The 23408-nt window shown below is 55.0% G+C and carries 15 protein-coding genes; 9 read left to right on the forward strand and 6 right to left on the reverse strand.

Annotation, left to right across the window (positions count from 1 at the left end; all coding sequences use genetic code 11):
* Positions 1-113: 113 nt before the first annotated feature.
* On the reverse strand, positions 114-809 hold the full coding sequence (locus Enr10x_RS14085) for a hypothetical protein (protein ID WP_145450124.1): 696 nt from the start codon (positions 807-809) through the stop codon (positions 114-116).
* A gap of 254 nt (positions 810-1063) precedes the next feature.
* Between Enr10x_RS14085 and Enr10x_RS14090 the strand changes: the two genes are divergently transcribed.
* The 4 genes from Enr10x_RS14090 (at position 1064) to Enr10x_RS14105 (ending at position 7895) form a co-directional block, all read left to right on the forward strand.
* A complete protein-coding gene (locus Enr10x_RS14090) occupies positions 1064-2155 on the forward strand; it encodes a bile acid:sodium symporter family protein (RefSeq protein ID WP_145450127.1) in 1092 nt (363 codons plus the stop codon).
* A 665-nt stretch (positions 2156-2820) separates the two neighbouring features.
* The gene (locus Enr10x_RS14095) at positions 2821-5286 is read left to right on the forward strand and encodes a DUF1592 domain-containing protein (RefSeq protein ID WP_145450130.1); all 2466 of its coding nucleotides are present in this window, start codon (positions 2821-2823) and stop codon (positions 5284-5286) included.
* A 66-nt stretch (positions 5287-5352) separates the two neighbouring features.
* A complete protein-coding gene (locus Enr10x_RS14100; protein ID WP_145106670.1) occupies positions 5353-6696 on the forward strand; it encodes a DUF1552 domain-containing protein in 1344 nt (447 codons plus the stop codon).
* Complete coding sequence (locus tag Enr10x_RS14105) at positions 6693-7895, forward strand: hypothetical protein (protein WP_232093393.1); 1203 nt, start codon at positions 6693-6695, stop codon at positions 7893-7895. Before Enr10x_RS14100 ends, Enr10x_RS14105 begins: the two co-directional genes overlap by 4 nt.
* A gap of 63 nt (positions 7896-7958) precedes the next feature.
* Here the strand turns inward: Enr10x_RS14105 and Enr10x_RS14110 are convergent, their stop codons facing one another.
* The 5 genes from Enr10x_RS14110 to Enr10x_RS14130 all read right to left on the reverse strand — a co-directional run bounded on the left by Enr10x_RS14110 (position 7959) and on the right by Enr10x_RS14130 (position 13959).
* Positions 7959-9806 (reverse strand): WD40 repeat domain-containing protein, encoded by a 1848-nt coding sequence (locus tag Enr10x_RS14110; protein ID WP_315851899.1) that lies wholly within the window; start codon positions 9804-9806, stop codon positions 7959-7961.
* Between the two features lie 91 nt (positions 9807-9897).
* Positions 9898-12117, reverse strand: coding sequence for a protein kinase domain-containing protein (locus Enr10x_RS30295; protein ID WP_145450136.1), 2220 nt, complete (start codon positions 12115-12117; stop codon positions 9898-9900).
* Positions 12118-12194: 77 nt separating this feature from the next.
* A complete protein-coding gene (locus tag Enr10x_RS14120) occupies positions 12195-12875 on the reverse strand; it encodes a PspA/IM30 family protein (RefSeq protein WP_145450139.1) in 681 nt (226 codons plus the stop codon).
* Positions 12876-13002: 127 nt separating this feature from the next.
* The gene (locus tag Enr10x_RS14125) at positions 13003-13692 is read right to left on the reverse strand and encodes a rhomboid family intramembrane serine protease (RefSeq protein WP_145450142.1); all 690 of its coding nucleotides are present in this window, start codon (positions 13690-13692) and stop codon (positions 13003-13005) included.
* 15 nt (positions 13693-13707) lie between these two features.
* Positions 13708-13959, reverse strand: coding sequence for a hypothetical protein (locus Enr10x_RS14130; RefSeq protein WP_145450145.1), 252 nt, complete (start codon positions 13957-13959; stop codon positions 13708-13710).
* Between the two features lie 52 nt (positions 13960-14011).
* On the opposite strand from Enr10x_RS14130, the gene Enr10x_RS14135 reads away from it, so the two are divergent.
* From Enr10x_RS14135 to Enr10x_RS14155, 5 genes are all read left to right on the forward strand, one after another.
* Complete coding sequence (locus Enr10x_RS14135; RefSeq protein WP_145450148.1) at positions 14012-14881, forward strand: RNA polymerase sigma factor; 870 nt, start codon at positions 14012-14014, stop codon at positions 14879-14881.
* A 187-nt stretch (positions 14882-15068) separates the two neighbouring features.
* Positions 15069-19064 (forward strand): WD40 repeat domain-containing protein, encoded by a 3996-nt coding sequence (locus Enr10x_RS14140; RefSeq protein WP_145450151.1) that lies wholly within the window; start codon positions 15069-15071, stop codon positions 19062-19064.
* A 355-nt stretch (positions 19065-19419) separates the two neighbouring features.
* Positions 19420-19704: a helix-turn-helix domain-containing protein gene (locus tag Enr10x_RS14145; RefSeq protein ID WP_145450154.1), complete on the forward strand. Its 285-nt coding sequence runs from the start codon at positions 19420-19422 to the stop codon at positions 19702-19704.
* Between the two features lie 217 nt (positions 19705-19921).
* Complete coding sequence (locus Enr10x_RS14150) at positions 19922-22198, forward strand: glycosyltransferase domain-containing protein (RefSeq protein ID WP_197997612.1); 2277 nt, start codon at positions 19922-19924, stop codon at positions 22196-22198.
* Complete coding sequence (locus Enr10x_RS14155) at positions 22195-23397, forward strand: methyltransferase domain-containing protein (protein WP_145450160.1); 1203 nt, start codon at positions 22195-22197, stop codon at positions 23395-23397. The genes Enr10x_RS14150 and Enr10x_RS14155 overlap by 4 nt, the downstream gene beginning before the upstream one ends.
* The last annotated feature ends 11 nt before the right edge of the window (positions 23398-23408 follow it).

Genomic DNA, 23408 nt, shown 5'->3' on the forward strand with positions numbered 1-23408 from the left:
CTGCTGCAAATTTCCCCGTTCCTGATCCCCGGAGAATTTGGGAGAGAGGTGGGACAAACAGCAAACTTGAAAGCAGCCAGTTTGGTGCGTCTCACTCCGTCTCAAAATTGCATTCACCTCCTTGCTGCTGAGTTGGGACTCGTTTGAGGAATCCGCTTTCCGACATTCAGCTCACTTCTGTTTCCAAAACTGAATATATTGAACTTGATGCGTCCTTTCCGAATCGTATCCTGTTCCAAATCTGGCTCGCGCGCGAGGCGGGGTGTGAGCACGGAAACAGTGGGAACAGGTGGCTCAGAGCCACCTGAATCGCCGTCGATTTTCAGGCGTTTTCCACCAGAACGTCTCGAACCCATTCGTAATGTTCTCCTTCTGGTCTGGCCAAACTGGGACAAATCCGGGCCAAAAATGGACACAATCGGGACAAAAACCGGACACAATCCGGCCACATTGGGACAAAATTTTGTCCTGACCTCCCCGCGACGTTTTAAAAAATACAAAATCAACATGATCAACTTTCGAAAGCACAACCAGAAAAAAGGGTCTGCCCGAATATAACTCGGGCCGAGCGCAGCGAGCAGGAAACTGACTGAGAAACAGACCGGTCCAGCTACCGAAAACCAACCCCCACGTACCGCAAGTGGCGACGTTACATTCGCTGCAGACTCCCGCAGGCACCAAAGCCCTCGAACGCGATGCCCCTGCCCGTCCAGCAACCAGACGTGCCATTTTATGGAAAGGCACGCAATGCTGTAGATGAAAATCAAGAAGCTGAACAGTGAGTGCCACCTGACATCTTGATGATTCATTCCACTCTCGATTGGAATTGAACTCCGATCAGAGACACCTCACACCTGCTCGATAAACTCGAATTAATTTGATTGCACCTTTCCCTGCGAAAGTGAAAGCAATAATGTAACCAGCGCCGGGGGGCACTGCCCCCATCGAACTTAAACGCTGGTTTATGTTCTGACATTGATGTGTCCCGATCAGCGTTGCGCAGCCAGCGCATGCTGCGTTTTTGAAACTCATTAATGTTAATGTTTAGATCGAGATGGAAAACATGAAATATTTATCCAGACTCTCTCACCTGGTCCATGCCCGTTTTATCTGGCTCTTGCTTGGCTCCTACGTTGTGGCTGCGTTTTTTCCGGAGCTGGGACTCTCCATTCGTTCCCTATCCTGGGGATCGATCAGTTTGCCGATGATCATGCTCGGTTTTTTGCTGTTTAACGCCGGGCTGGGTGTCGAACTTTCCGCACTCAGAAAATTAAAACAGGATCCACTTCCCCTGGCGTGGGGCTTATCGGCGAATCTGTTCATTCCCATTTGTTATATCGCCTGCGTCATGCTCACCATGCAGTTGTGGCATAACCCGGATGAAGTTCAACATATCCTGGTAGGACTGGCTTTAGTTGCCTCGATGCCGATCGCCGGTTCGTCCACTGCCTGGTCGCAGAATTCAAATGGAAATATGGCGATCAGCCTGGGGATGGTACTCTTTTCAACCTTCCACAGTCCGCTTGCCACTCCTTTGGCACTGCATACGGTCGGCTTTATGACCACCGGTGATTACTCCGAAGACTTACATGAGCTGGCTGGTTCGCAAACCGGCTGGTTCCTGCTGATCGCGGTCATCCTGCCTTCCGCGTTGGGGATTCTCTGCCATCAGCTCATGGGTAAGGAGCGGGTCAAAGCCAGGAGAGCCAACCTGAAACTGTTCAATTCAGCCATCCTGCTGCTGCTGAACTACTCGAATGCCTCGGTTTCTTTACCGCAGGCGATCGCGAATCCCGACTTTGACTTTCTGGCAGTGACGCTGGTGATCACCTCCCTGTTATGCATCATTGCCTTTTTCACAGGCTGGGTCATCTCCCGCCTGAAGCACACCGACAAAGCTGATCAGATCGCCCTGATGTTCGGCTTGGGCATGAATAACAATGGCACGGGTCTGGTACTGGCCTCCATGGCACTAGCCGACCATCCCGGCGTATTGCTGCCCATCATTTTTTACAACCTCGTCCAGCATCTGATCGCGGGAACGGTCGACCATCTGATGTTCTGCGGCCCCGGAAATGACGGCTCGGCGAAAGAGTCGGAAACCGGAAGTCCATCCAGGTTCTTCCAACAGGCACCACAAAAAGGAGCCGGGTAAAACAGGTATCAGGATTTTTAAGGTTCCTGACACCTTCATTTTCTTTTCAGGGCTTCACGACCTCGATTCGCTCGGACCTGGACTCGGAAACTAACTCCATTACGAGAACTCCCAGAACATGGGCAGCAATATTGTAGTCTCCGAACTGACAAAGCGTAACGCGATACCCCGATGTACCAACATTGACATCGGGCGGACCATGTAATGCTGCTAAAGTATCAGGACCGCGAAATTCCAATGTGACTTGTCCTGCCGTGATGTTTTTTCCGTGGTAACCGGGAAGACGGCAGAGAATTTTCTCAAGAATGTCAGGTGTCACTGGTTCATCCGACTTATCAAGATAAACCGAGTACTCACATCCCATGTGACTTCTCCTGGTTGGTGTTAAATCTGGTTGCAAGATCCCTGTCGGTTAACTTCCGCTTGGACAGCCAGGTTTCAGAACCGCATAATCCTTCGGTTTCCGGTAGATACCAGCTACAATTTTGAGAGTTCAATACACAATTCCTGACACTTTTTTACTAAATGAACTTACATCAGCACAATCCAACAGTCAAACAGAACATTACATTTGTACTCAGCTTTACCCGGGACTAGAATGAGATTCTGAACCGTTTTGCTTTCATCACCTGCGGCGTGGTACGTCTTCGCTGAAAAGACTCAATATGCATCTGACAGACCGTTATCCCTCAACTCGTAAACTCATCGCCTGTCTGTGCCTGATTGGTTTCACTATCGTTTGCGGGCCCGCGTCCCTTTCCGCTGCCGAACCCTATGAAGCGTTTCTGACGAAGCATTGTGTCCGTTGCCACGGGCCTCAGAAGATTGAACGTGACCTGCGGATCGATCAGCTGTCGCGCAATTTCAACACGGGCGCCGACGTGCATCTCTGGGCGGAAATCGTGGAACGAATTAACTCCGGAGAGATGCCCCCTGCAGACGAACCACAGCCGACAACAGACGAAATCGAGGCGGTCGTGCAACAGCTCGATTCTCGCATCCGCGAAGGACGGGCCGCTCGCATGGCCGCGCGTCCCCCGGTGGCCCACTATCGACTCAGCCGCCAGGAATACCAGAACACGGTTTATGATCTGCTGGGCGTCCGCTACGATCCGGCCAAGCCGGGCGAATTAAATGCGGATACCCTCTGGCATGGCTTCGAACGCATTGGCTCGCAGCTCTCGCTGTCTCCCTCCCACGTGGAACGTTACTATCGGGCCGCGGAAACCGTGCTCTCCCGCGCCTTTCCCGCCAAACCGGTCGCAGCACGCACGGTTCGCAAGACGGCAGCCGATCTCCGTTATAACGGCGGCAAGCAGCAGCAGGAGTATCTGGATCATTTCGGCATCAAGCGTCCGTTGCGCGATCTGATTTTTCCCGGACGACTGCAGCAGGCGTTCCGCCCCCACTGGTTCTCACCAGGCGGGCCCGAATTGAGCGGACTCTATCGGGCACGCATGCAGGTCAGCGGAATTCGCCCCCCGGGTGGACAGATCCCGCATCTGCGCATCGGGAAGCGGCTCGCCGAAAACAGCAACGAGGGACTGGTGGAACTCGACATCCTCGCTCCGGAAGACAAACCGCAGATCATCGAATTCGAAGTCTTTCTGGAGATGCCGGTCAGCCTCGATTTCAAGGTCGTTGCCACGAACATCATCGATCGCCAGAAAGGCGGACATTATCGCAATGCCCTCGCCAGTCCGTTGTATATCTTCACTCACTCCAGCGAAACGCAACTGCTCAATCCGACGGCTCCCAAGATGTTTGACGAAAACGGCAACGGCATCTTTTCCTTCGTGCTGCTGGACTGGATCGAATGGGAAGGACCGCTCGAAAGCGAAGCCGAACGCGCCCGACGCCAGGACCTGCTCCCCCCGGACGATGCGAGCCTCGCAGACGTGACAGCCCATCTGCAGCATTTCGCGGAACTCGCCTGGCGTCGCCCGGTGGCCGACGGTGAACTGAAGCACTACCTGCAGGCCTATCAGGCCGAACGGGCTGCCGGCGAGAATGTGCTCTCAGCTTACCAGGTCGCTCTGCTCGGTGTGCTGACTTCACGAAACTTTACCTATCTCGTCGAGGGCGACACCCAACCGCGGGCGCGTCTCACGGACTGGGAACTGGCCTCCCGGCTCTCCTATTTCCTCTGGAGTTCAATGCCCGACCAACGACTCTTTACCGCTGCCCGCAAAGGAGAATTGACCGGCGAAGGTCTTACCGCCCAGGTGGATCGCATGCTCAGCGACGACAGGATCAATCGTTTCATCGACGACTTCCCGCGCCAGTGGCTGCAGTTGCATCGGCTCGGCATGTTCCCCCCCGACATCAAGCTCTACCCCGACTACGATGTCTGGCTGGAGGCGAGTATGCACGCAGAAGCCGTGCAATACTTCCGCGAAGTCTTCATGAAGAACCTGGCCCTTGATGAGTTCATCAAGTCGGACTGGACCATGGCCAATCCCCGGCTCTGCGAATTCTATGGTCTGCCGGAACCGAAAACGAGCGGATTCCAGCGAGTGTCCCTGCAGCCCGAAGATCATCGCGGCGGCCTGCTGACCATGGGCGCGGTTCTGGGCCTCACATCAGACGGCACACGACATCGCCCGGTGCACCGGGGAGTCTGGCTCAGCGAAGCCATCTTCGGTAAGACGCCCCCACCGCCGCCGGCCAACGTCGATCCGATTGAACCCAATCCCCCCGACAGCCCCAAAGCCACCATCCGCCAGAAACTGGCCGCGCATGCCGCCAACGCGAACTGTGCCGCCTGTCACCGTAATATCGACCCGCTCGGCCTGGCATTCGATCAGTTCAACGCCATCGGACAGTGGCGCACGCATGAAAGGGTCGAAAAAGGGACCGGCGGCGACCCGCTGGTCGATCCCAGCGGCAAGCTGCCCGACGGGCGTCAATTCGCGAATGCTGAGGAATTCAAACAGCTGCTGCTCGACGACCGCGACCGTTTTCTGCAGGCGTTCGTCGAACACCTTTGCACATACGGCCTGCGGCGTGTCCTCACGGTGGATGACCGGGAAGACATACAGAAAATCGTGAAACAGGCAAAACAGAAGCACTATCGCCTGAAAGACATCGTGCGTGCCGTCGCTCTATCCGATATAATGCAAAAGCGTTGAAGAACCTGTTACCGTGCTCCGCCAGCTGATCACCTTAACTAACCGCTGACAACCAAAGGCTTCCTCATGACTGAATCCTGGCTGATCGATCGTCGTCACGTCCTCCGCGGACTGGGCAGTTTCATTGCCCTGCCGCTGCTGAACTGCATGCGTCCGGCACATGCGGCGGAGCCACCGAAACCAAAGCGGAGTGCGTTCGTTTACATCCCCAACGGGGTCAACACGCTCGACTACCAGATCACCACGCCCGGGAAAGACTATGATTTCTCACGATCGCTCAAGCCACTTGAGAAACATCGCGGTGTGGTAACGCCGATCAGCGGGTTGCACCATCCCGGCGGGCTGGGACATCATCACAACTGCCAGAAGATCTGGCTGACAGGCGGAAAGCTCGGTCCTTCGGATCGCAACACCATTTCGGTCGATCAGCGAATCGCCGAAGTCACTTCGCCTCACACGCGATTTCATTCCCTGGAGATCTCAAACAAAGGCGAATCCCTGGCCTGGACAGCAGACGGCATCCGACTCCCCGGCATGAGCCGCTGCAGCGAGATCTTTTCTTATCTGTTCGAAGAACCGAAGCATGGGACAGCCGCTCAGCGCCGGGCACTCCGCCGCAAAGGGAGCGTACTGGATGCGAATCTCGAAGAAGTCCGCGCACTGGAACGAAAAATGGGCGCCGAGGACAAAGGGCGACTCAATCAGTATCTGACCGCCGTCCGCGAGACCGAAATCCGCACCAGACGCGCCGATGCCTGGCTGAATGTCCCGCGACCTCCCATCTCAGACAAAGATCGGAAACGCACCAACCGCGATGTGCCGCAGACTCAGGCCGGCGACTACTTCCGCACGATCTACGACCTGATCGTGCTGGCATTTCAGATTGATGCCACCCGCGTCGTCACGTTCAGCAGCGGTCTGGAAGGTCAGGGGCTGGCCATTCCCGAACTGGGCATCTCCCAGACACGCCACGAACTCAGCCATCACAATGGTGATCCGGGACACATGGAGAAACTGACGCAGAGCGATACGTTCGCGGTCGAGCAGTTCAGTTACTTCCTGACCCGCCTGGCGGAAACGAAAGATCTCGACGGTCGTCCGCTACTCGACACAACCATGGCATTATTCGGTAGCGGCATGGCCTACGGTCACAGCCACGGCAATGCGAATCTGCCGCTGGTTCTCGGCGGGGGCACGGGGCTGGGAGTCAAACATGGTCGCCACCTCGACTTCAACCAGGGACACTTCGACGGCTATCAGCTCGATAACCCGGGCCAGCACTATCGCCTGTGCGGACGCCCGGCCAACACGGAGGCTCACATGAGCAATCTGCTGCTCAGCATGGCCCAGAAAATGGGTGTGGAAACAGAGACCTTCGGAGACAGCAATAGCGAACTGGAGTTGGGATGAGCCGTCGATTGAAATTCCTGGTCTGCCTGACCCTGCTCTTGTGCATGTCGCAGGGAGTCAACGCAGAGGACAAACCCTTCCGGCCGCAACCCGGAACGTTTCCACCGATTACCGAAGCCAGATCCTACCGGGGCGAACTCGTCTTTGTCGATCACGTCAATCGCCGCGGCAGTCTGCGTCTGCACGTGGATGGCCATTTCCGTGAGGGCCGCTTACATCATTTCGCCATGTTACCCTACGGGATGATCCGTTACCGCGGTGCTCCCGCAGCACTGAAAGACATCCCCATCGGCACCGTGCTGTATGGCCGCTTCTACCTGCCACCTGACCCGAAGACTTCCATCGTTCCCGTCGTAAAGCGAAAAGATGTCACCGCCCCACCTGAGAATTACGCGATTCTGCTGGAGGACGGCCCCAGTCTCTGTCTGCGGGAAGGCAAGTCCTGGAAATTGAAAGAAGTAAAGATCAACGGTGCTGAAGGCTCCCTGACTGCCAGCCTCGACCGTAAAGAGGGAGGCGAAGGACTCGGCGGCGAACACGAACTGACCATCGACGGCGCCACCCGCATCTGGCGGGGACGCGAACTGCTCGGCCTCAACGATCTGATTACAGAGGGTACCTGGCCGGAAAACGGTGCGAAGCAGTTCAAAGACAAACCGGTGCAACTCAGCCTGACCTGGCACCCCCGCTATCTGTATCAGCAGTTTCATGTCGCCGACCTCTGGCTCGATGAAGCTGCCATGCAGCACGCAACCGCACATCAGCGCGGGACACACATCCGCCACATCCACATGCGGTGGATGCCGGCACGCATCGATGAAGTGCAGAACGAGAATTTCGGACCCGCCACGATCAAAGCGACCCTGTACGGCGGCATGGATCAATCGCTCTACGCGGACTTCAAGCCGGGCATTGGTGCCAAAATGGCTGCGGCAGAAGACACCCTGCGTACCTGGTGGCCCAACCACGATGGGATGGACGGCAGAATCACTGCCGTTAAAAAAGCCTCAGGTAAACCGCCGTTCGGCAGCAGCGGGATCCAGGTCACCTTCCAGGTGCCGCTCGTACTGGAAGGCTTCCGCCCGGGTCGCACGGTTCGTATCCGCCCACATAGCTGGCCTAACGTCAAACCACCCGTGGAAGAGCTGGTCAAAGGCCTTGAGGACCGCTGGCCGAGCCCGGACATATTTGAGAAGTGACGCCCCGGATACCCGATCCGTCTGATTGACAGCCCCAAGACCGAGGACAGGGAATCAGACATCTTAAAACGCTTTTCGTAACTTCCAGCGACGAATGGTGCCGTCGGTACTGCCCGAAACGGCGTATTCATTGCGGGGCGAAATGGCGACACTGGTAACGGCAGCGGAATGACCGGTAAAACGGGACATTTCCTGCTTTCGCTCGACATCCCAATAGCGTACGGTCGCGTCTTCACTTCCGGACACGATGTAACTTCCAGGCGGATTAAATCGCGTCACCGAAGGTAAAGCCACGGAATTCACCGGACCGGTATGCCCTTCCAGGGTCGCCAGCAACTCACCGCTTTCCGTATCCCAGACACGCACAGTGCGGTCACCGCCCCCTGCCACCAGCCGGGTTCCGTCTTCGGAAAGATCCATACACAGGACCTGGAACGACATCCCGCTGAATTCTTTCAGTTTCTTTTGTGTGCGCAAATCCCAGAGTTCGATCAGCCGGGAATTACTGCAGACATAAACTTCATGCTCGGACTGGGGCTTGAAGCGGACTGCATAGACGGGTCGCTGCAATTCCAGCACGCCCGCCTGTTCCCGGTCTGCCAGATTCCATAAACGAACGGAACCATCGAGACTTCCCGAGACCAGCATGCGTGCACTGCTGGCACAATCGACGCTGGTAATCCGCGCCTGATGCCCTGCGAAGCGGACGTCATCATACTCCCCCGTCTGCAGACCGATGCGGCCAAAGTTTTTCCAGGGTCGGACCCCGATATAATTTGCCTGGCTGTTGCTGGCCCCCGTAGCGTAGATGATCCCGGAGCCATCCGGCATCGCCCTGAGTGCGGAAACAGGAGAATTGACCGGGAATGTGGATTCCCGATTCAGTTTTTCCAGCTTCCAGGCCCGGATCCGGCTCTGATCTCCCGCGACGATTTCATATCCGTCCGGAGAAAACATCACGGTATTGATCGGAGAGTCACAGTTGATCAGGTATCCGTCCCGGGGAAACTGTGGCAGCTTCCAGACCCGGACTTCAAATTCTTTCTGTGACCAGTTGGCCAGGGCGCATGCCGCCAGCGTTCCATCTCTCGAAACAGCCAGCTGGCGGACCTGTTGAATCTTCGGATCGTCAACGACTTTCATCTGCTGGCGCACTGCGCCGGTTTCCGGATTCCAGAGTGAAATCAGCCCCCTGGAATCGGCGGTGATAATCTGCAATCCATTCGCGGAAACAGCGGCCTGGACCACATCGGCCCCAAACAAAAGGCCTTTTTCGCCCGTCTGAAGATTCCATGAATTGAGAGACTGATCTTTCTGTAAAGGTGCGGAAAATCCGACATCGCCGGCATCGGGAACAAACAAAAATCGCGGCGTTTTTTTACTGGTGTCGGAAAATCCGGTTTCCTGTTCGCCACTCAATTTGATCTGTCTCAGCGAGACAGGATCAAAACCGTTCCCGTCAGACAGGTAAAAACCATCCATCTCGCGGTTCCAGGCAAGTGACCGGACGGCATTCCGTGCTGAGAACCGTTTGATTTCCTGCCCGGTTTTGATGTCCCACAAGCGAACCGTCTGATCCAGCCCGCCGGAGAGCAGTTGTTTCCCGTCCGGTGTGAACAGCATTGCCTGCACCTGATCGGTATGACCTTTCAGCCTGCGAAACTCGCGTCCGTTTCCATAGGTTGACCACAGGCTGATTGAGCCGTCTCCTAAACTCGTCGCCAGCAGGTCTCCGTCAGGAGCATAAGCCAGCCGACCCGTCGATTCCAGATGTTCTGTCAGCAAATGCGGCCCGTTATAGGAGCGGTCGGTCACATTCATCTTATTCACCGTGCCATCGGCATGGGAAGTCGCCAGGCTCTGATAAACTCCCCCGACCAGCGATGGGTGGAAAATCAGATCCTCGACCATACTCGGAAAGGTAACCCCCCGCTGCTGATAACCGTCTTCCGAAAGTGGACAGTTAAAATGGGCCGGGATCACACCGGACTGATCAGGATTCTCACCGGCAGCAGTGAAGGAACTCTCGGCTGGTGGCACTCCATGGATCAGCAGTGCTCCCACCTTCCCGAACAGAAACAGACAGGCCCCCGCTACCAGGATTCCGGCAACAGCATAAGGGAGCAAACTCCGTTTTGCCGTCGCTGCCTGCAGTGAGCTCCCCAGCACCACTCCCCGGGCCTGGGCTGCGTGAATCCGGGCGTTCAGCAGATCGCGCTGACAGATCAGTTGCTGTAATCGTGCATTGATCTGTGCTTTCTGCAGGGCCATCGACTCCAGCTGTTCCTGTTGTTGCACCGCTTGACGGCGAACCTCTTCCGCCTGTTGTCTGCAGTAGCTTTGTTCCTGAACGGTGTTTCAGATCCGCATGCGCTGCGGTTTCTGCCCGGGACTGAGCCCGCTCAGCGGCGCTCTGCCAGCGGTCTGCCAGTCGATTCAGTTCCTGTAATGACAATTCCGCTTCCTGGTAGAGTGTCTCTAAACTGCTTCGTCGCCGCTGGTACTCCTGAATCGCTCCCTCAAACTGCTGCTGTGTGTTCTGCAACTGCTGCAGCAGTTCGGGAGAGTATTTCCGGAACAGATCCTGCCCTTTTCGCCACTGACGTTTCCAGAAACCGGCTGGTTGTATTGCGTCGCAAGCTTCCGGCAGCAAAAGTGCTTCAAAGCGGGGCGATTCAATGATCGTGGTCCGGGACGGTTCCACTGCAGAAATGGATTCACCTGCGGATTGCTGGTCGGCACCAGGAGATCCCGCCTGGAGCCGCGATTCAGTGGTGGGATCATATCCCGAACGGAAGGCGCGCAGGTCTTCCAGCACCAGTTCAGCCGACTCATAACGTTCCTCTGGTAATTTCGCCAGCAGCCTGTCGACGATCTTCACCAGCGGTTCGGGAACACCGGGAGCCAGCTTGTGGATCGATTCAGGCGTCTCATAAGCATGTTGAAATATCATGGAGGTCGGGCTGTCCGCCTGAAACGGCAGTCGGCCGGTAAGCATCTGATAGGTGAGCACACCCAGGGAGTATAAATCGGAACGGGGGTCGACAGGCTGTCCGCGTCCCTGTTCCGGGGAGATATAGTCGACCGTCCCCATGACGACTCCGGTCGCTGTCATCTCCGTTTTTGTAAGCAGCGATTTCACCAGGCCGAAATCCGCCAGCAGAACCTTGCGGTTGATGCGATCGAGCAGAATATTTCCCGGTTTGATATCGCGATGAATCATGCCTTCCGCATGCGCTGCTGCCAGGCCACTCAAGACCTGCTCGATGATGGCCAGGGTCTGATCGATCTCGATCCTCGATTTCCGTTTGAGGAGATCGGCCAGGGTCTCTCCTTCGACATACTGCATCACAAAGTAATGGTGACCCTGGTCTTCTCCAATAAAATAGATGGGAATGATATTGGGATGAACCAGCCGGGCTGCTGCGGTGGCCTCAGCATAAAAGCGTTTTACAAATTCATCCTGCCGGGCAAATTCGGGAGGCAGCACCTTGATGGCAACCTGGCGATCGAGCGAACGTTCATAACCCAGATAGACATCTCCCATCCCCCCCTGCCCGATGCGTTCCCGAATCTCGTAGTGTCCCAGTCTCTGAAACGGGAGCTCATCACCACTCTGTTCGGCGGCAGGGTCTGCCTGTGCTGTCTGAGAGGAATCGGAGTCAGTCTGCAGGGACCGTAATGCAGCCCGAAAGCCCTCGATGTTTCTGATCACCGCCGCAGGTTCGAATCCCAGCGTACGATCAATGACGGCACGAAATTCTGTCGGAACTTTGGCCCTGGCCCTGGGACTCCGCAGATAAGACTCGACCTTCTCGCCGGTTAATAAAAAACAGAACAGCGCTCCCAACTGGTAGACGTCGATCCGTTCGGGATCCAGTTGCAGACCGGCCTGCCTGAGCACAGCAGCAGCCTGCTCCCGGTCAATGGAAACATCCAGCTGATCCACCTGTTGTAATTCCGGCGGAAACAGTTGCCGGTCAAAATCAGAACGTCTGAAAATGCGGCTCTCGTCTGCAGCAGATAACCGGGGCTTTCCCGCCTGATTCAGACAGATTTCTTCGGGCGAGATTCGGAGATGCAATCGCTGTGACTGATGCAAAGCCTGAACCTGATCAGCCAGATCGACTATCAGCGTATAGATCTCATCACGGGAGAAATCTTCCCCCCGGAATGCCGTCAGCGGCTGATGCGTTTCACTTTTTACTGAGCCATCGATCATACCAGGCAGATCATCATTATTCTGGGTTCACTTCACACATCTCAGAGCAGTCTGACATCAGGATTCCTTTCAGGCGATCATTGGCCGGAGTTTTGCGCCTGTTTGAGCTGCTCCAGTTCCTGATCGATTTCGCTGTCACTCACTCCCACCTCGTCCCTGTCCCAACTGGCGGGATCGATCCCCTGCAACTCGGCCAGCGCATCGGCTTCTGCTTCCGCCTGTTCGACTTTCTCCCGCAGCTGCTCAAAAGTCTGGAACGCGGAGTCATCCAGGTCAAAATTCATCTCCCCCGAACGGGCATAGATTTTTTTCCGGACCTGCGCCGCTTTATTCCGTGCCGACAAAGTCGCCAGGCTGCGTTTGGCTTCGGCGAGCTTGGCTTTCATTCCGTCCAGCTGATGCCGCAATGTCTGATTCGCCTCCTGACAGACTTTGAGTTGATCCTGCAGCGCGACGGAGATTTTTTCATGTTCCTTTTTGCGAGACAGGGCTTTCCGCGCGAGCTCATCATCTCCCGCCGCGACGGCCTGCGCTGCGCGTTCCTGCCAGTGCCGGGATTCATTCTCGTTATGGGCCATCTCTTTCGCCAGTTTCTTCTCGCTTGCCAGCGATTTCGCTGTTTCCTGCAGGGCCGTCCTGATGGAGTTCTCCATTTCAGAAATCGCCTGTTTCAACATCAGTTCCGGGTTTTCGTACTCTTCCATCATCTCCCCCAGATTGGCAGAGATAATATCGCTGATTTTTTTAAATATACCCATTTTGGATCCTTTCTTGCGATTGAATTCTGAGAAATTCGACCAGGCGTTCTCAGAAAGAAACTGGTTTGTCTTTAGAAATATCAGATCTGTTTCTGCCAGGAACTGAAACGGTTGATCATTCAGAGTTTCAGCTCATGGCCGCCTTCTGTGGTATTGTGATTCGCTCTGGCAGCAGCAACACAGCTGTGACGCCACACACGAACCCAGTCAGATGCCCCAGGCTGGTGACATGAATCTGTCCCTGGAGAAACCAGATCAGGAATCCCAGCAGCTCGAGCACCAGAAACAACAGTGAAAACAGCAGCACAGGCATGGAAGCATGATCCCAGCGGATGAACCATTGCAGGCCATAGCGGGGCAGGCGTAACAGGCCGATCAAAATCGTCAGGGGAAACAGGGCCAGGTAATGCACTTCAACCCGTTTGACGGGCAACAGCAGCGTGGCTGTCGCCAGTACGGCAAAAACCGCACCTGAAGAACCATATATAAAACTGCCCCCCAGACAGCGGGCCAGTATTCCAATCAGGACAATCGTTCCCAGGTAAGTGGCGGCATAATAGAAATTGCCTATCCGACGATTCACAGGGTTACCAACCACCCACAGATACCACATATTGAACAGCAGATGAAAAAAACTGCCGTGTGCAAATCCGTAAGTCAGAATGGTCATCAGCGGCATCCCGGGTCCGGTCATCATCGACTCCAGCGGCACCAGAAAATAGAACAGCACATTCAGAGCAATGAGCACCAGATTCGCTGTCGGTACCGTTGGCTGTCGGGCCTCGGTCTCCACCTGCATTGGAATTGGAAAAAACATGATCACCTGCCTGTATTAATAAGAATCAATTTCCTGCCTTGCGCCATTTCGGTTGTGAATTGAGTGACGCCGGCAGACCAGAACTGGTTGCCTGGTCGAATCACTCTTTTCATGTAATACCGGACTGCTTTCGGTTTCGTTTTTAAAAGAAATTTCTTGAGAACTCATGATTGAGGTCCAATAATGGAAGCCAGCAGCATCAGGTTGTACTGGCAGCACCCCGGTATTGACCTGGTGAATCTGAGCACTAAGTCCCTTGATTGCCAACACTTCGCTCCTCTTACAGACTTCAGGGCTGCAGCAGGAAAGTTTCGTTTCGATGCCATTTCCGGAGACCCGCCATACTTTGATTCAGCGGATTGCCACCACGGGCAATGAAGACGACTGGCGGACCTTCATGACGGACTACTGGCGGCCCGTCTGTCGCTTTTCCATCCGTTGGGGGAAAATCAATCTCACCGATGCAGAAGAAGTCGCTGCCTTAACCTTTGCCGCACTGATTCAGAATCAGCTGCTGGCCCGCTGGCTCTCCAATCCCTCCGCCCGGCTGCGAACCCTGATCTGTTCGGTCGTCCGGAACGTCCTTTCCAACCAGGCCCGGGTTCAGACAGGGCGTCAGAACATTCTCGAAAAACTGGCCCATGATCCTGCGCGCCCCGACTGGATTCTCGACAGCCAGGGGGCTTCTCCCGAACAGCTCGACCTCTTTTATGCCGCCTGGGTGGAAGAACTGCTGCAGGATTGTGTCGAAACCGTGATGGCAGAATATTATTCCACCAATCGCGGAGATTATTTCAGAGTCCTCTACGGTAAGATCTGTGAGCAGATGACGGCTCGGGAAATCGCTGAGCACCTGGGCCTGCAGACGACGACCGTCGAAAACTATTTTAAACACAGCCGTAGACAACTGGCGGACTGTCTTGAAAAAACTCTGGAAGCCCGGGTGCGTCGTTACAGTGATCCCCGGAACTTCGACAGTGAATTCCAGCAGGAATGGGAAGACCTGGGCAGCTATCTCACGGCACAGGGAGGCCTGGAACAGGCGGTGCATCGGTCCTATGCCACATTGGATTCCCTGGAGCTGAGACAACGGGAACAGCAATCGGTAACGGACATCCTGAACCGCCTCGATCAACAGGGGGTGCGTAAGCCGGATCCCGAATCTGAAGAAAACCGGCCCCTGCACTGACTGTTTCTGACAGCGCACTGCTGAAAATTGAAAAAATACAATTAATTTCCGAAATTGCTTACCGAATCTGCAGACCGGTTACATGAAACAGACAGCAGGAGTCGGACCGAGGGAGAGGATCAGGTTCATCATCGATTCTGAATCACCCTCATCGGCCAGAATGTAAAGTCCTTTTTTGAGGTCTCTCATGACAGACGCTAAAGAAAAAGCATCCCGGCTTAAATCGCGGCGCATCTATCGCTGGTCGTTCATCGGACTGTTAATCGTGATTGTGTTCGTCGAATGGTACGCGCAATCGTCACAGCGCAAGAGTGTCGCTGCGCTGGATGAGGCGATGAACAACCTGCCTGCCAACCAGGAACTGCCCCTCGAGAAGTTTGAGTCTTTTCAGCAGGGGTTCCCCAGCGTCACCGTTGATGATTCCGGAATCCGGCTCCGCAAGATTCATTATCGCTGGAGCGGGATCTTCAAAAGTTACCACCTGCGACTGGTCGTGGATCAGGAACAGAAGATTGTAACCTACGACACCAGGGATGAGGGCAAAGTGGAAGGCATTACAATTTTCACGCAAACCGAACCCGACAGCCAGCTGAAAAAAGTCATGCAGGAACAGGCAACGCTCCGACAGGTGGAGGCATTCTATGCCGATATGACCCCGACACTGCCAATGTATATCCCGATGATCGCAGCCCCCAGAGAGGAAGGTGACCAGCAGGATACTGACCAGAACTCGTCCGAACCATCAACAGAACCGCAGCTGGAACCGTCGCCCGATCACCAGTTGCAGATTCGGGCACAGATCGAAAAGCATACTCCCACACTTCTGAGCGAACTGCCAGAGACGGAATTGCAGCAGGAGATCGATCAGCGCTGGCAGCAATGGTATCTCGATCGTTTTCTGGGTTCGTATCAGAAATATGGTCATCGTGATCCCCGCTGGGACAAACAGGCGGTTACATTCCTGACAGACTGCTGTGCCCTTGCCAGCCAGAGCGCCCTCAAAGAAGAGGCGGCGACCCGCATGGAGCAACAGGGGGAGTTCATCGAGTCGACCGGCTGCGACGATCCGATTGTCCGCATGTTTTACATCCGTGCGCGGGCGGCCAACAGGCACCCAGACCAGCAGAAACAGATGCTCGATGAAGCATTGAAAACAGTACTGTACCCGCTACAGGAATCCCGCTATCCACCGGAGGTCCAACTGGAAGGGTCCTTGCTCGTCCGGGATATTTCTCGCGAAATCACTTACCACTGGACTGTTTCCGAGCGATTTCCGGGAGCAGAACCAAATAATTCGAGGGAACCAGATTATCATTGGAAAGCTGCCCAGCATCTGGTCTCCGTACTGGCTGACCGGAAACTGGACCGCGATGAACGCCGTTTCCTGCTGAAACACATCCTCGACAACTTCGTGATCCGGGAAATCCGTCTCTTCAGGCTGATCGTTGTCACCCTGGAACAGTCCGGGGCAGATCCCTGGTTGACTCAAATGCTGAAAGGGCATTTGCATTACCGGCTGGCCATCGATGTCCACGCGATGCATGCCTGCTACTGGACGAAGCCTGAAAAGACGCAACATAATCTGGAATACCTGACCAACTTCCAGCCAGGACAGGCCCAGATCGCCCGCGACTGTTTTCAGCAAGCCTGGCTGCAGGATCCTGATTTACCTGAAGCCCCTTACCAGGTGATGCTGGTCAATCAGTTAATCATCCAACAATTCAACAGTCAGGCCGTTACCCCAGCCGAATTTCGCTTCTGGTTTGACCAGGTGGTCAGGGCCCAGTTTGATTATGTTGCCGCCTATGACACGCTGATTCAGGTCTACCAGCTCCCCCTGTTTGCTGAACGCGAAACAAGACTGCTGGCCCTGGGAGAGGAATGCCTGCAGACAGAACGGTTCGATACCATCGTTCCCGGCAGATACTTCAAAGTGCTCAGCAGCCTCAAACCAATTTCAGATCGCAAAGAGCTCTTAACCCGCCCCGCGATTGCGGAGAATCTGACCAAAGTCATTACGGGATACAATGCCCGACCGGAAACTTCACCCGAGGTCAGAAATGCCGGTCAGTCCCTGATTGCCTACCTGAAATGGGTCAACGGCAGTCGGGATGAGTCCAGAAAACTGGTACAGGAACTGGGAACCGATTTATCAGGAGACCTGCTGGCCAACTTCGGAGTCTCCAGTTCCGAATTTTTCAGACAGATGTCATCACAGGAACCGGAAAACAAAGCCTATGCCACCGCGAAAGGAATTGTCTCTCCCATCTGCTTTGTCAACGGGGGAAAGCAGTTTCTGACGGGCAATGAGAACGGGGTGGTCACGGTCTGGGATGTCAAAACACAACAGAGCCTGCACGAATTCACCGACCATACCCGTCCTGTCACTTCCATTACTTACTCCCGGGACCGCCAGCTGGTGGCGACCGCGGCCATGGACGGTCAACTGATCCTCCGCAAGACGGACGACTTCTCCATCGTAAAAACGATTCAGCTGGAAGCCGAAATCTATCAGGCCCGCTTTTCACCTGCAGGCGACTCCATCGCGGTCTCAACGGGAACAGACCCGCAAACCGGCTTCGGAATCAAACTCTGGGATACCAAACGTTTCGAACAGACGAGGGCATTCCAGAATGAGGACGACCTGGTATTCTCCCTCTCCTGGTCTCCGGACGGAAAACAGCTGGCAGCAACATCGGCCAGTTTTGACGGTTATCGAACCATCGGCCACAGCGTCAGGATCTGGGATCTTCAGACAGGCCAGCCGGTGGGGGAACCGCTGCAGGTCCTGGAAGATCACCATGGCGTGCGCTGGTCTCCGGATGGAAAACAGCTGGCCATTTTCGGCGTCGATAAAAAGAAAGTTCAGTATAGCGACTGGGAAATCCCCCAAGTGAAAATCGTGGACGTTGCCTCCCGTAAGGTCCTGCATACATTTCAGTCGCACATCAGGCGGGTCTCGGATGTCGCTTTCACGACTGACAGTCAGTTTCTGCTGACCACCGGACTGGACAGGACACTGGTCACCTGGAATCTTTCCACGGGCAAACGTCAGAGCACTTTCATGGACACTTCAGAACGCCTGCTTTCGGTCGCTGTTGCTCCGGATAATCAGCTGGTGGCCCTGAGCGGTTCCGAGGGAGAACTGCTCACCCGGCCTCTGAGTGAACTGCTGACTTACAAGTATCAGACACAACCGCTGCTGCAGCACCACTGCCGGGCGATCAGGCACATGCAGCTCGATCCCACAGGCGAGTTGCTGGCGATCGGCGATTACATTGATGGCGTCCGTTTCTGGAACGCACAGACGGGAACACCACTTCCCCTGCACCTGCCAGTGCCGGAAGGAAACTATCTGAACCACTTCGACATCGCCCGGGAGGGCAAGCTGATCGCGCTGGCCTGCGGCACGATCGACCATACCTCGGGCGTTGTCGTATTATACAATTATGAAACCGGAAAATTACTGCAGGAATATCCATTTGACTGGCAGGGCGCCCGGTGCGTCCAGTTTTCCGCTGATGGAAAAACCCTGTTCTCCAACGGGCCGGAACATGATGTCATCGCCTGGGATACCGCTACCGGAAAAACGCGTGCGTGGGAAATGTCACTGGGACATCTCACACATATCACTGCCATGATTCTCTCCCCGGACGGAAAGTACTTATATACCTCTTCCCCTGAACTCGAAACGAAAGGGAGACCCAGGATCGACCCCAAACTGAATCGCTGGGAGATCCCCCAGACTGAGCTCGATGAAAAACACTTCCTCGAACCGTTCGAATTCAATCAACCACGGTTTCAATACATGGGGGCGCGCAAGCTGACTCTCTCACCAGACGGCACGCGGCTGTTTACAGATCAGCTTCAATACGACCTGCAGAAAGGGAGCGCGCTGAGCCCCATTCAGGGAACCCTGGTCGCAGTCAGCCCTGTTGATGCGCAATATGTCAGTTGTTCTGTCGTCATCAATGTGCCCCGCAGAACAAAATCGATCTCGCTGTTATTACAACCTTATCAACCGCCGAATCAGAAAGCGATTCCCCTGTCAAACGATCTGAAAGACCTGATTCATAATGCCGTTTTCAGCAGAGACGGTCAGCGACTCTTCACTCCTGATGGCGAGCAACACATTCTGATCTGGGATCTGAAAACAAGACGCCCCCTGTTGATGTTAAACTGAATTCCGTTGCTTCCAGCCGATCCTGAGCTCCCCCGCGTATTGAGCAGAAGTACATTTACAGCCAGGAATCTGTTCCCCCGGCTGTATAAGGCCTGAGTCCCACCTCGAACGGGGATATCTGTTTTTCGTGAGTTAATCCTCGACATTGCCCCTTGTTCAACTGTATCTTGAAGATAGGTTTTCAAGCGTTCCAAACATGTAAACACTGGTTCTACATAGACAGTTCTGGAGTGTTGATCTCCCTCGGGCCACCATTTCGAGGATCAAGTCACAACCATCACTTCCGATCGAAGCTCTCGTTACCACCCATGAAGTAAGTTGCTGGAGAAAACACATGATAGAGCGGGATATTTGTGTGTCTGCTGCATTAATGGCACTATTGAGGCGTGAGGAAACGGTACGCGGAATTGCAGCCCGCTTCGGAGTGACCGAAGCGCAGGTACTGGAATGGCAGGATATTTTCGTCGCGGCAGGAATTCTGGCTGTCACCAATTATCGCAACGGTCGGCGATTTGGGCCAGCTTCATCGGTGTCCGCCGAACAACCGAGTGAAGTTCGCGCAGGCGGTTGTTTCAACGATGCATTCCTGACCACAACCCCGATGACTCCCACTCCGTCGACCACCCCCATGTCACACTGACAGTGCCACCATGGGATCGTCCGAGTGAGTGATCGACTCGTTTCTCAATCGATTCTGCGTCGTATATATCAAATTGCGAGCAGTCATGGCATCACCGTTGCTTCTGCGCACGGACGTTCTGCTCATTGTTCTCCAGGTCCGCTGTTCTGTATGGGGTCGGAGAGGAGCGGAAACAAGCTGCCGTTGCCGATCCGAAAACTCTCCAGGGTATTGTAAGTTGAGCAAACCTTTTCTCACAATTGGCATGGCAACCTTCGACGATTTCGACGGAGTTTATTTCACCGTGACGTCGTTGATGATGCACCATGCCGATGTCATGCGCGACTGTGAAATCGTAGTCGTGGACAATCACCCGAATTCGAAGCAGGGACAGCTCGTTAAAGACTGGATGCGCAAGCGCGTCCCCTACGGTTCTTATTTTCCTTATGACGCTGCGACCGGTACAGCACAGGCGCGAAATGAAGTCTTCCGCCAGGCACGCGGAGAAGCGGTTCTCTGCATTGACTGTCACGTCCTGCTGGCCCCGGGAGCAGTGCAAAAGTTAATCGACTATTACCGGATGAATCCGGACAGCCGCGATCTCTTATCCGGTCCGATCCTCACGGACAGTGGGGCCGTTTCGGCAACTCATCAGCGTCCCCAGTGGAGTAAAGGCGCCTGGGGCGTCTGGGCCGTTGATGAGCGTGGTCGGGCCCCGGAAGGGGAGCCGTTCGAGATCTGGCAGCAGGGGATGGGGCTCTTCTCCTGTCGACGTGCTGCGTGGCCGGGCTTTCATCCCGAGTTTCGAGGCTTTGGAGGGTGCGAGACCTACATCATGGAGAAATTCCGGAAAAACGGTAACCGGGTTCTCTGCTGTCCGTGGCTCCGCTGGACGCACCGCTTCCAGCGCCCCGAGGGAGCCCCCTACTCCGTGGAATATAAGGACCGGATCCGCAATTACCTCATCGGGTTCCAAGAGCTGGGACTCGATGTAGAACCGGTTCTGAAACATTTCAAAGTCCCACCCGACCGGGCAGCAGGACTGGCGGAGGCAAAAACGAAACCGGAAAAGACAGGGGATTTCGCTGTCGTAGGCGACCGGACATTTGGCGGTGTGGAGATGCGGGGCAGCGCGCTGTCAGAATACCTCGCGTGCAAACTGATCGCTCCCAGACAGGTTCCCAGTATGGTCCGCCGCAAAACCATCATCTCGATCAAGGACGGTTTCTGCCCCGCCACAATCCGCGGGAAATGCGACCGTCTGATTTACGACCCACTGGACGTCTTCTGCTCCACAAAAACCGACATCGCCCCCGTTGATTACTGGAGATCGCAATATCAGCGGCACCAGTTCGATGAACTGATCGCGACCAGCCCTGCCTGTTATGAAGTGATGCGCGCAGCGGTTCCTGATCACGTCGGCGTGCACCTGGTTCCGCACCAGAGTGATTCCCGGATCGAGCAGAGCTGGTATCACCCGGACGGCCCGATCGTATATTCCGGCCTGAAATGCTTTATTGATTCCGGCCTGGATCGGATTAAAAAAGCCTGTCGCATGCTCGGTAAAGAATTCGTAACGGGAGACGGTTGTAATATTCTGAAGGGAGCATCACTGGCTCTGGCATTACGGCTCCCCCCGTTCGACACAGCGTTAAACCGCCATTGTAAGCCCCAGATCAAGCTCGCGAATGCTGCCGCCGCCGGTCTGCCCGCAGTCTCTACTGAGTGCCCGGCGGCTACGTCTCTGTTTCCGGACATCCCGACCGTACCAGTTCAGTTTACAGCAGCAGAACTGGCAGGTGTGATGCAACAGGCGCTCGCAGGGCCAGCTTTAACAAACCCGTATGGTGACAATCACTATCTTACTGCGATGGACCGGATCCTGCACCGGGAAACGGTGGTCGTCTACACCGCCATCTTCGGTGGATACGACACTTTAAAGGAACCGCTGGATCCGATGCCGGGAGTGAAATTCGTCTGTTTTACCGACAATCCCAGACTGAAGTCGAACGTATGGAAGATTCACTACTGTCGCCCGACGGGAGACCCGCTGATGCAGGCAAAGTCGTTCAAGATCCTCGCGCATGAAGTGCTCGACTGTGACATTTCCCTCTGGATTGATGGCCGGGTGGAACTGCACAATCTGAACGGAGCCGTCAATCAACTCAATAAAGATCTCGCTCTGCATCGCCATGCACGACGGAACTGCATTTATGAAGAAGCGAATCACTGCATCAACGTGAATCGCGGAGACCCGCGACAAATCAAAGATGCGGTGACCCGGTATCAGTCCGAGGGGCATCCCCCTGGCTATGGATTATGGAATGGCGGCGTCATCCTCAGGCGCCATACCCCTGATATCACCACGTTTAACCGGGAATGGTGGCGCGAAGTCAGCGTGGGCACCACCCGCGACCAGATCGTGCTCCCTGTCGTGCTCCGAAGGCTGGGAACTCCTTTTGAGACATTTCCCAACGATGTACCACTCCACCGAATTGGTGACCACCTGCTATGAGAATCAAAAACCTGCTCGTCATCTCGGCCTGCGACTCCAGCATGAGTTCCTGGGGAAACCTTTGGATTGACCAGATCCAGAAGTTCAACGTGGACTGGAAAATCTTTGATCTGGGTGGCTTCCATCGCGGTGCGCCAGTCGATTTCGCTACCCGTGAATTGACCGAACCGGAGCCCGGCAGACAGCGCTCTGATTTCAAACCGCGTCTGATTCTCCAGGCCCTGCGACGCTTCAGGCGGCCGGTCCTCTGGCTGAATCCCGATGCTTTTCTCGTACAGCATCTGCACGATGTCCTGGCACGCGTCGATCTTGCAGTCACCGTCAACCGGCCAGAGGAATGGAATTTGTACAAGAGGAACGGGCACAACAAACGGGAAGCAGTCGACGCCGGAGTGATTTTCGCAAACCCCACACCGGCCAGCGAACAGTTCATCCATAAATGGGCGGCACTCGCAGACGAACAGAACGATCAGGCGGCCCTGAATCTCCTGTTCAAAGAGATCACGTACAGAAATGCGGTCGGCAATGTTTCCGGCGCCAGAGTTCGGCTCCTGAGTACAGAGATTTACAACAGCCATTATTTCACTGAGAAATCAGTGATGGAAAAAGCGAAGATTCTCCACTTCAAGGGAGACCACTCCCGGATCGCCGATGCTGCCAGTTATGGAATCAATGGCGGTGCAGGTGCAGCAAACGCTGCCACAGACTGCAAGTTGCGAGTCGGTCAGCGGGGCACAGGAAAGAACGGCTGGTTGCATCTAGACAGTCACCCCTCTGCGGACATCGTCTCTGAGATCCCTCCCCTGCCCGCGTCGGTCACAAACCGAATGTGGCAGATTATCGAAGGGATTCATGTCTGGGAACATTTTCACAAATGGGAGGCGGAGAAACTCGCCAGATGCTTCCACGATGTACTCGCCCCCGGTGGAAAACTGGTTCTCGAATGCCCCAATCTGGAAATTGCCTGTCGCTCGTTACTGGGCGGATACAAGGACTCCAACAGTTACCACATGCACGTCTTCTATGGCGATCCGCAACACGAGGATCCAGCCTACGGTCACCGCTGGGGTTACACACCGGAATCATTGAAACATCAGCTGATCGAATTTGGCGGATTTCAAGCTGACGATGTCTGTATTGAACCGGCACAATTTCACGTGCGGGATCGAGATTTTCGCATCGTCGCCAGGAAACGCTGAGTGTGCTCGGA

It is taken from the genome of Gimesia panareensis (assembly GCF_007748155.1).
GTDB lineage: Bacteria > Planctomycetota > Planctomycetia > Planctomycetales > Planctomycetaceae > Gimesia > Gimesia panareensis.

Excerpts from the sequence above, each read along its gene's own strand:
- Enr10x_RS14085 (WP_145450124.1), bottom strand. The coding sequence starts at position 809 with ATGAATCATCAAGATGTCAGGTGGCACTCACTGTTCAGCTTCTTGATT.
- Enr10x_RS14090 (WP_145450127.1), top strand. The coding sequence starts at position 1,064 with ATGAAATATTTATCCAGACTCTCTCACCTGGTCCATGCCCGTTTTATC.
- Enr10x_RS14095 (WP_145450130.1), top strand. The coding sequence starts at position 2,821 with ATGCATCTGACAGACCGTTATCCCTCAACTCGTAAACTCATCGCCTGT.
- Enr10x_RS14100 (WP_145106670.1), top strand. The coding sequence starts at position 5,353 with ATGACTGAATCCTGGCTGATCGATCGTCGTCACGTCCTCCGCGGACTG.
- Enr10x_RS14105 (WP_232093393.1), top strand. The coding sequence starts at position 6,693 with ATGAGCCGTCGATTGAAATTCCTGGTCTGCCTGACCCTGCTCTTGTGC.
- Enr10x_RS14110 (WP_315851899.1), bottom strand. The coding sequence starts at position 9,806 with ATGGTCGAGGATCTGATTTTCCACCCATCGCTGGTCGGGGGAGTTTAT.
- Enr10x_RS30295 (WP_145450136.1), bottom strand. The coding sequence starts at position 12,117 with ATGATCGATGGCTCAGTAAAAAGTGAAACGCATCAGCCGCTGACGGCA.
- Enr10x_RS14120 (WP_145450139.1), bottom strand. The coding sequence starts at position 12,875 with ATGGGTATATTTAAAAAAATCAGCGATATTATCTCTGCCAATCTGGGG.
- Enr10x_RS14125 (WP_145450142.1), bottom strand. The coding sequence starts at position 13,692 with ATGTTTTTTCCAATTCCAATGCAGGTGGAGACCGAGGCCCGACAGCCA.
- Enr10x_RS14135 (WP_145450148.1), top strand. The coding sequence starts at position 14,012 with ATGCCATTTCCGGAGACCCGCCATACTTTGATTCAGCGGATTGCCACC.
- Enr10x_RS14140 (WP_145450151.1), top strand. The coding sequence starts at position 15,069 with ATGACAGACGCTAAAGAAAAAGCATCCCGGCTTAAATCGCGGCGCATC.
- Enr10x_RS14155 (WP_145450160.1), top strand. The coding sequence starts at position 22,195 with ATGAGAATCAAAAACCTGCTCGTCATCTCGGCCTGCGACTCCAGCATG.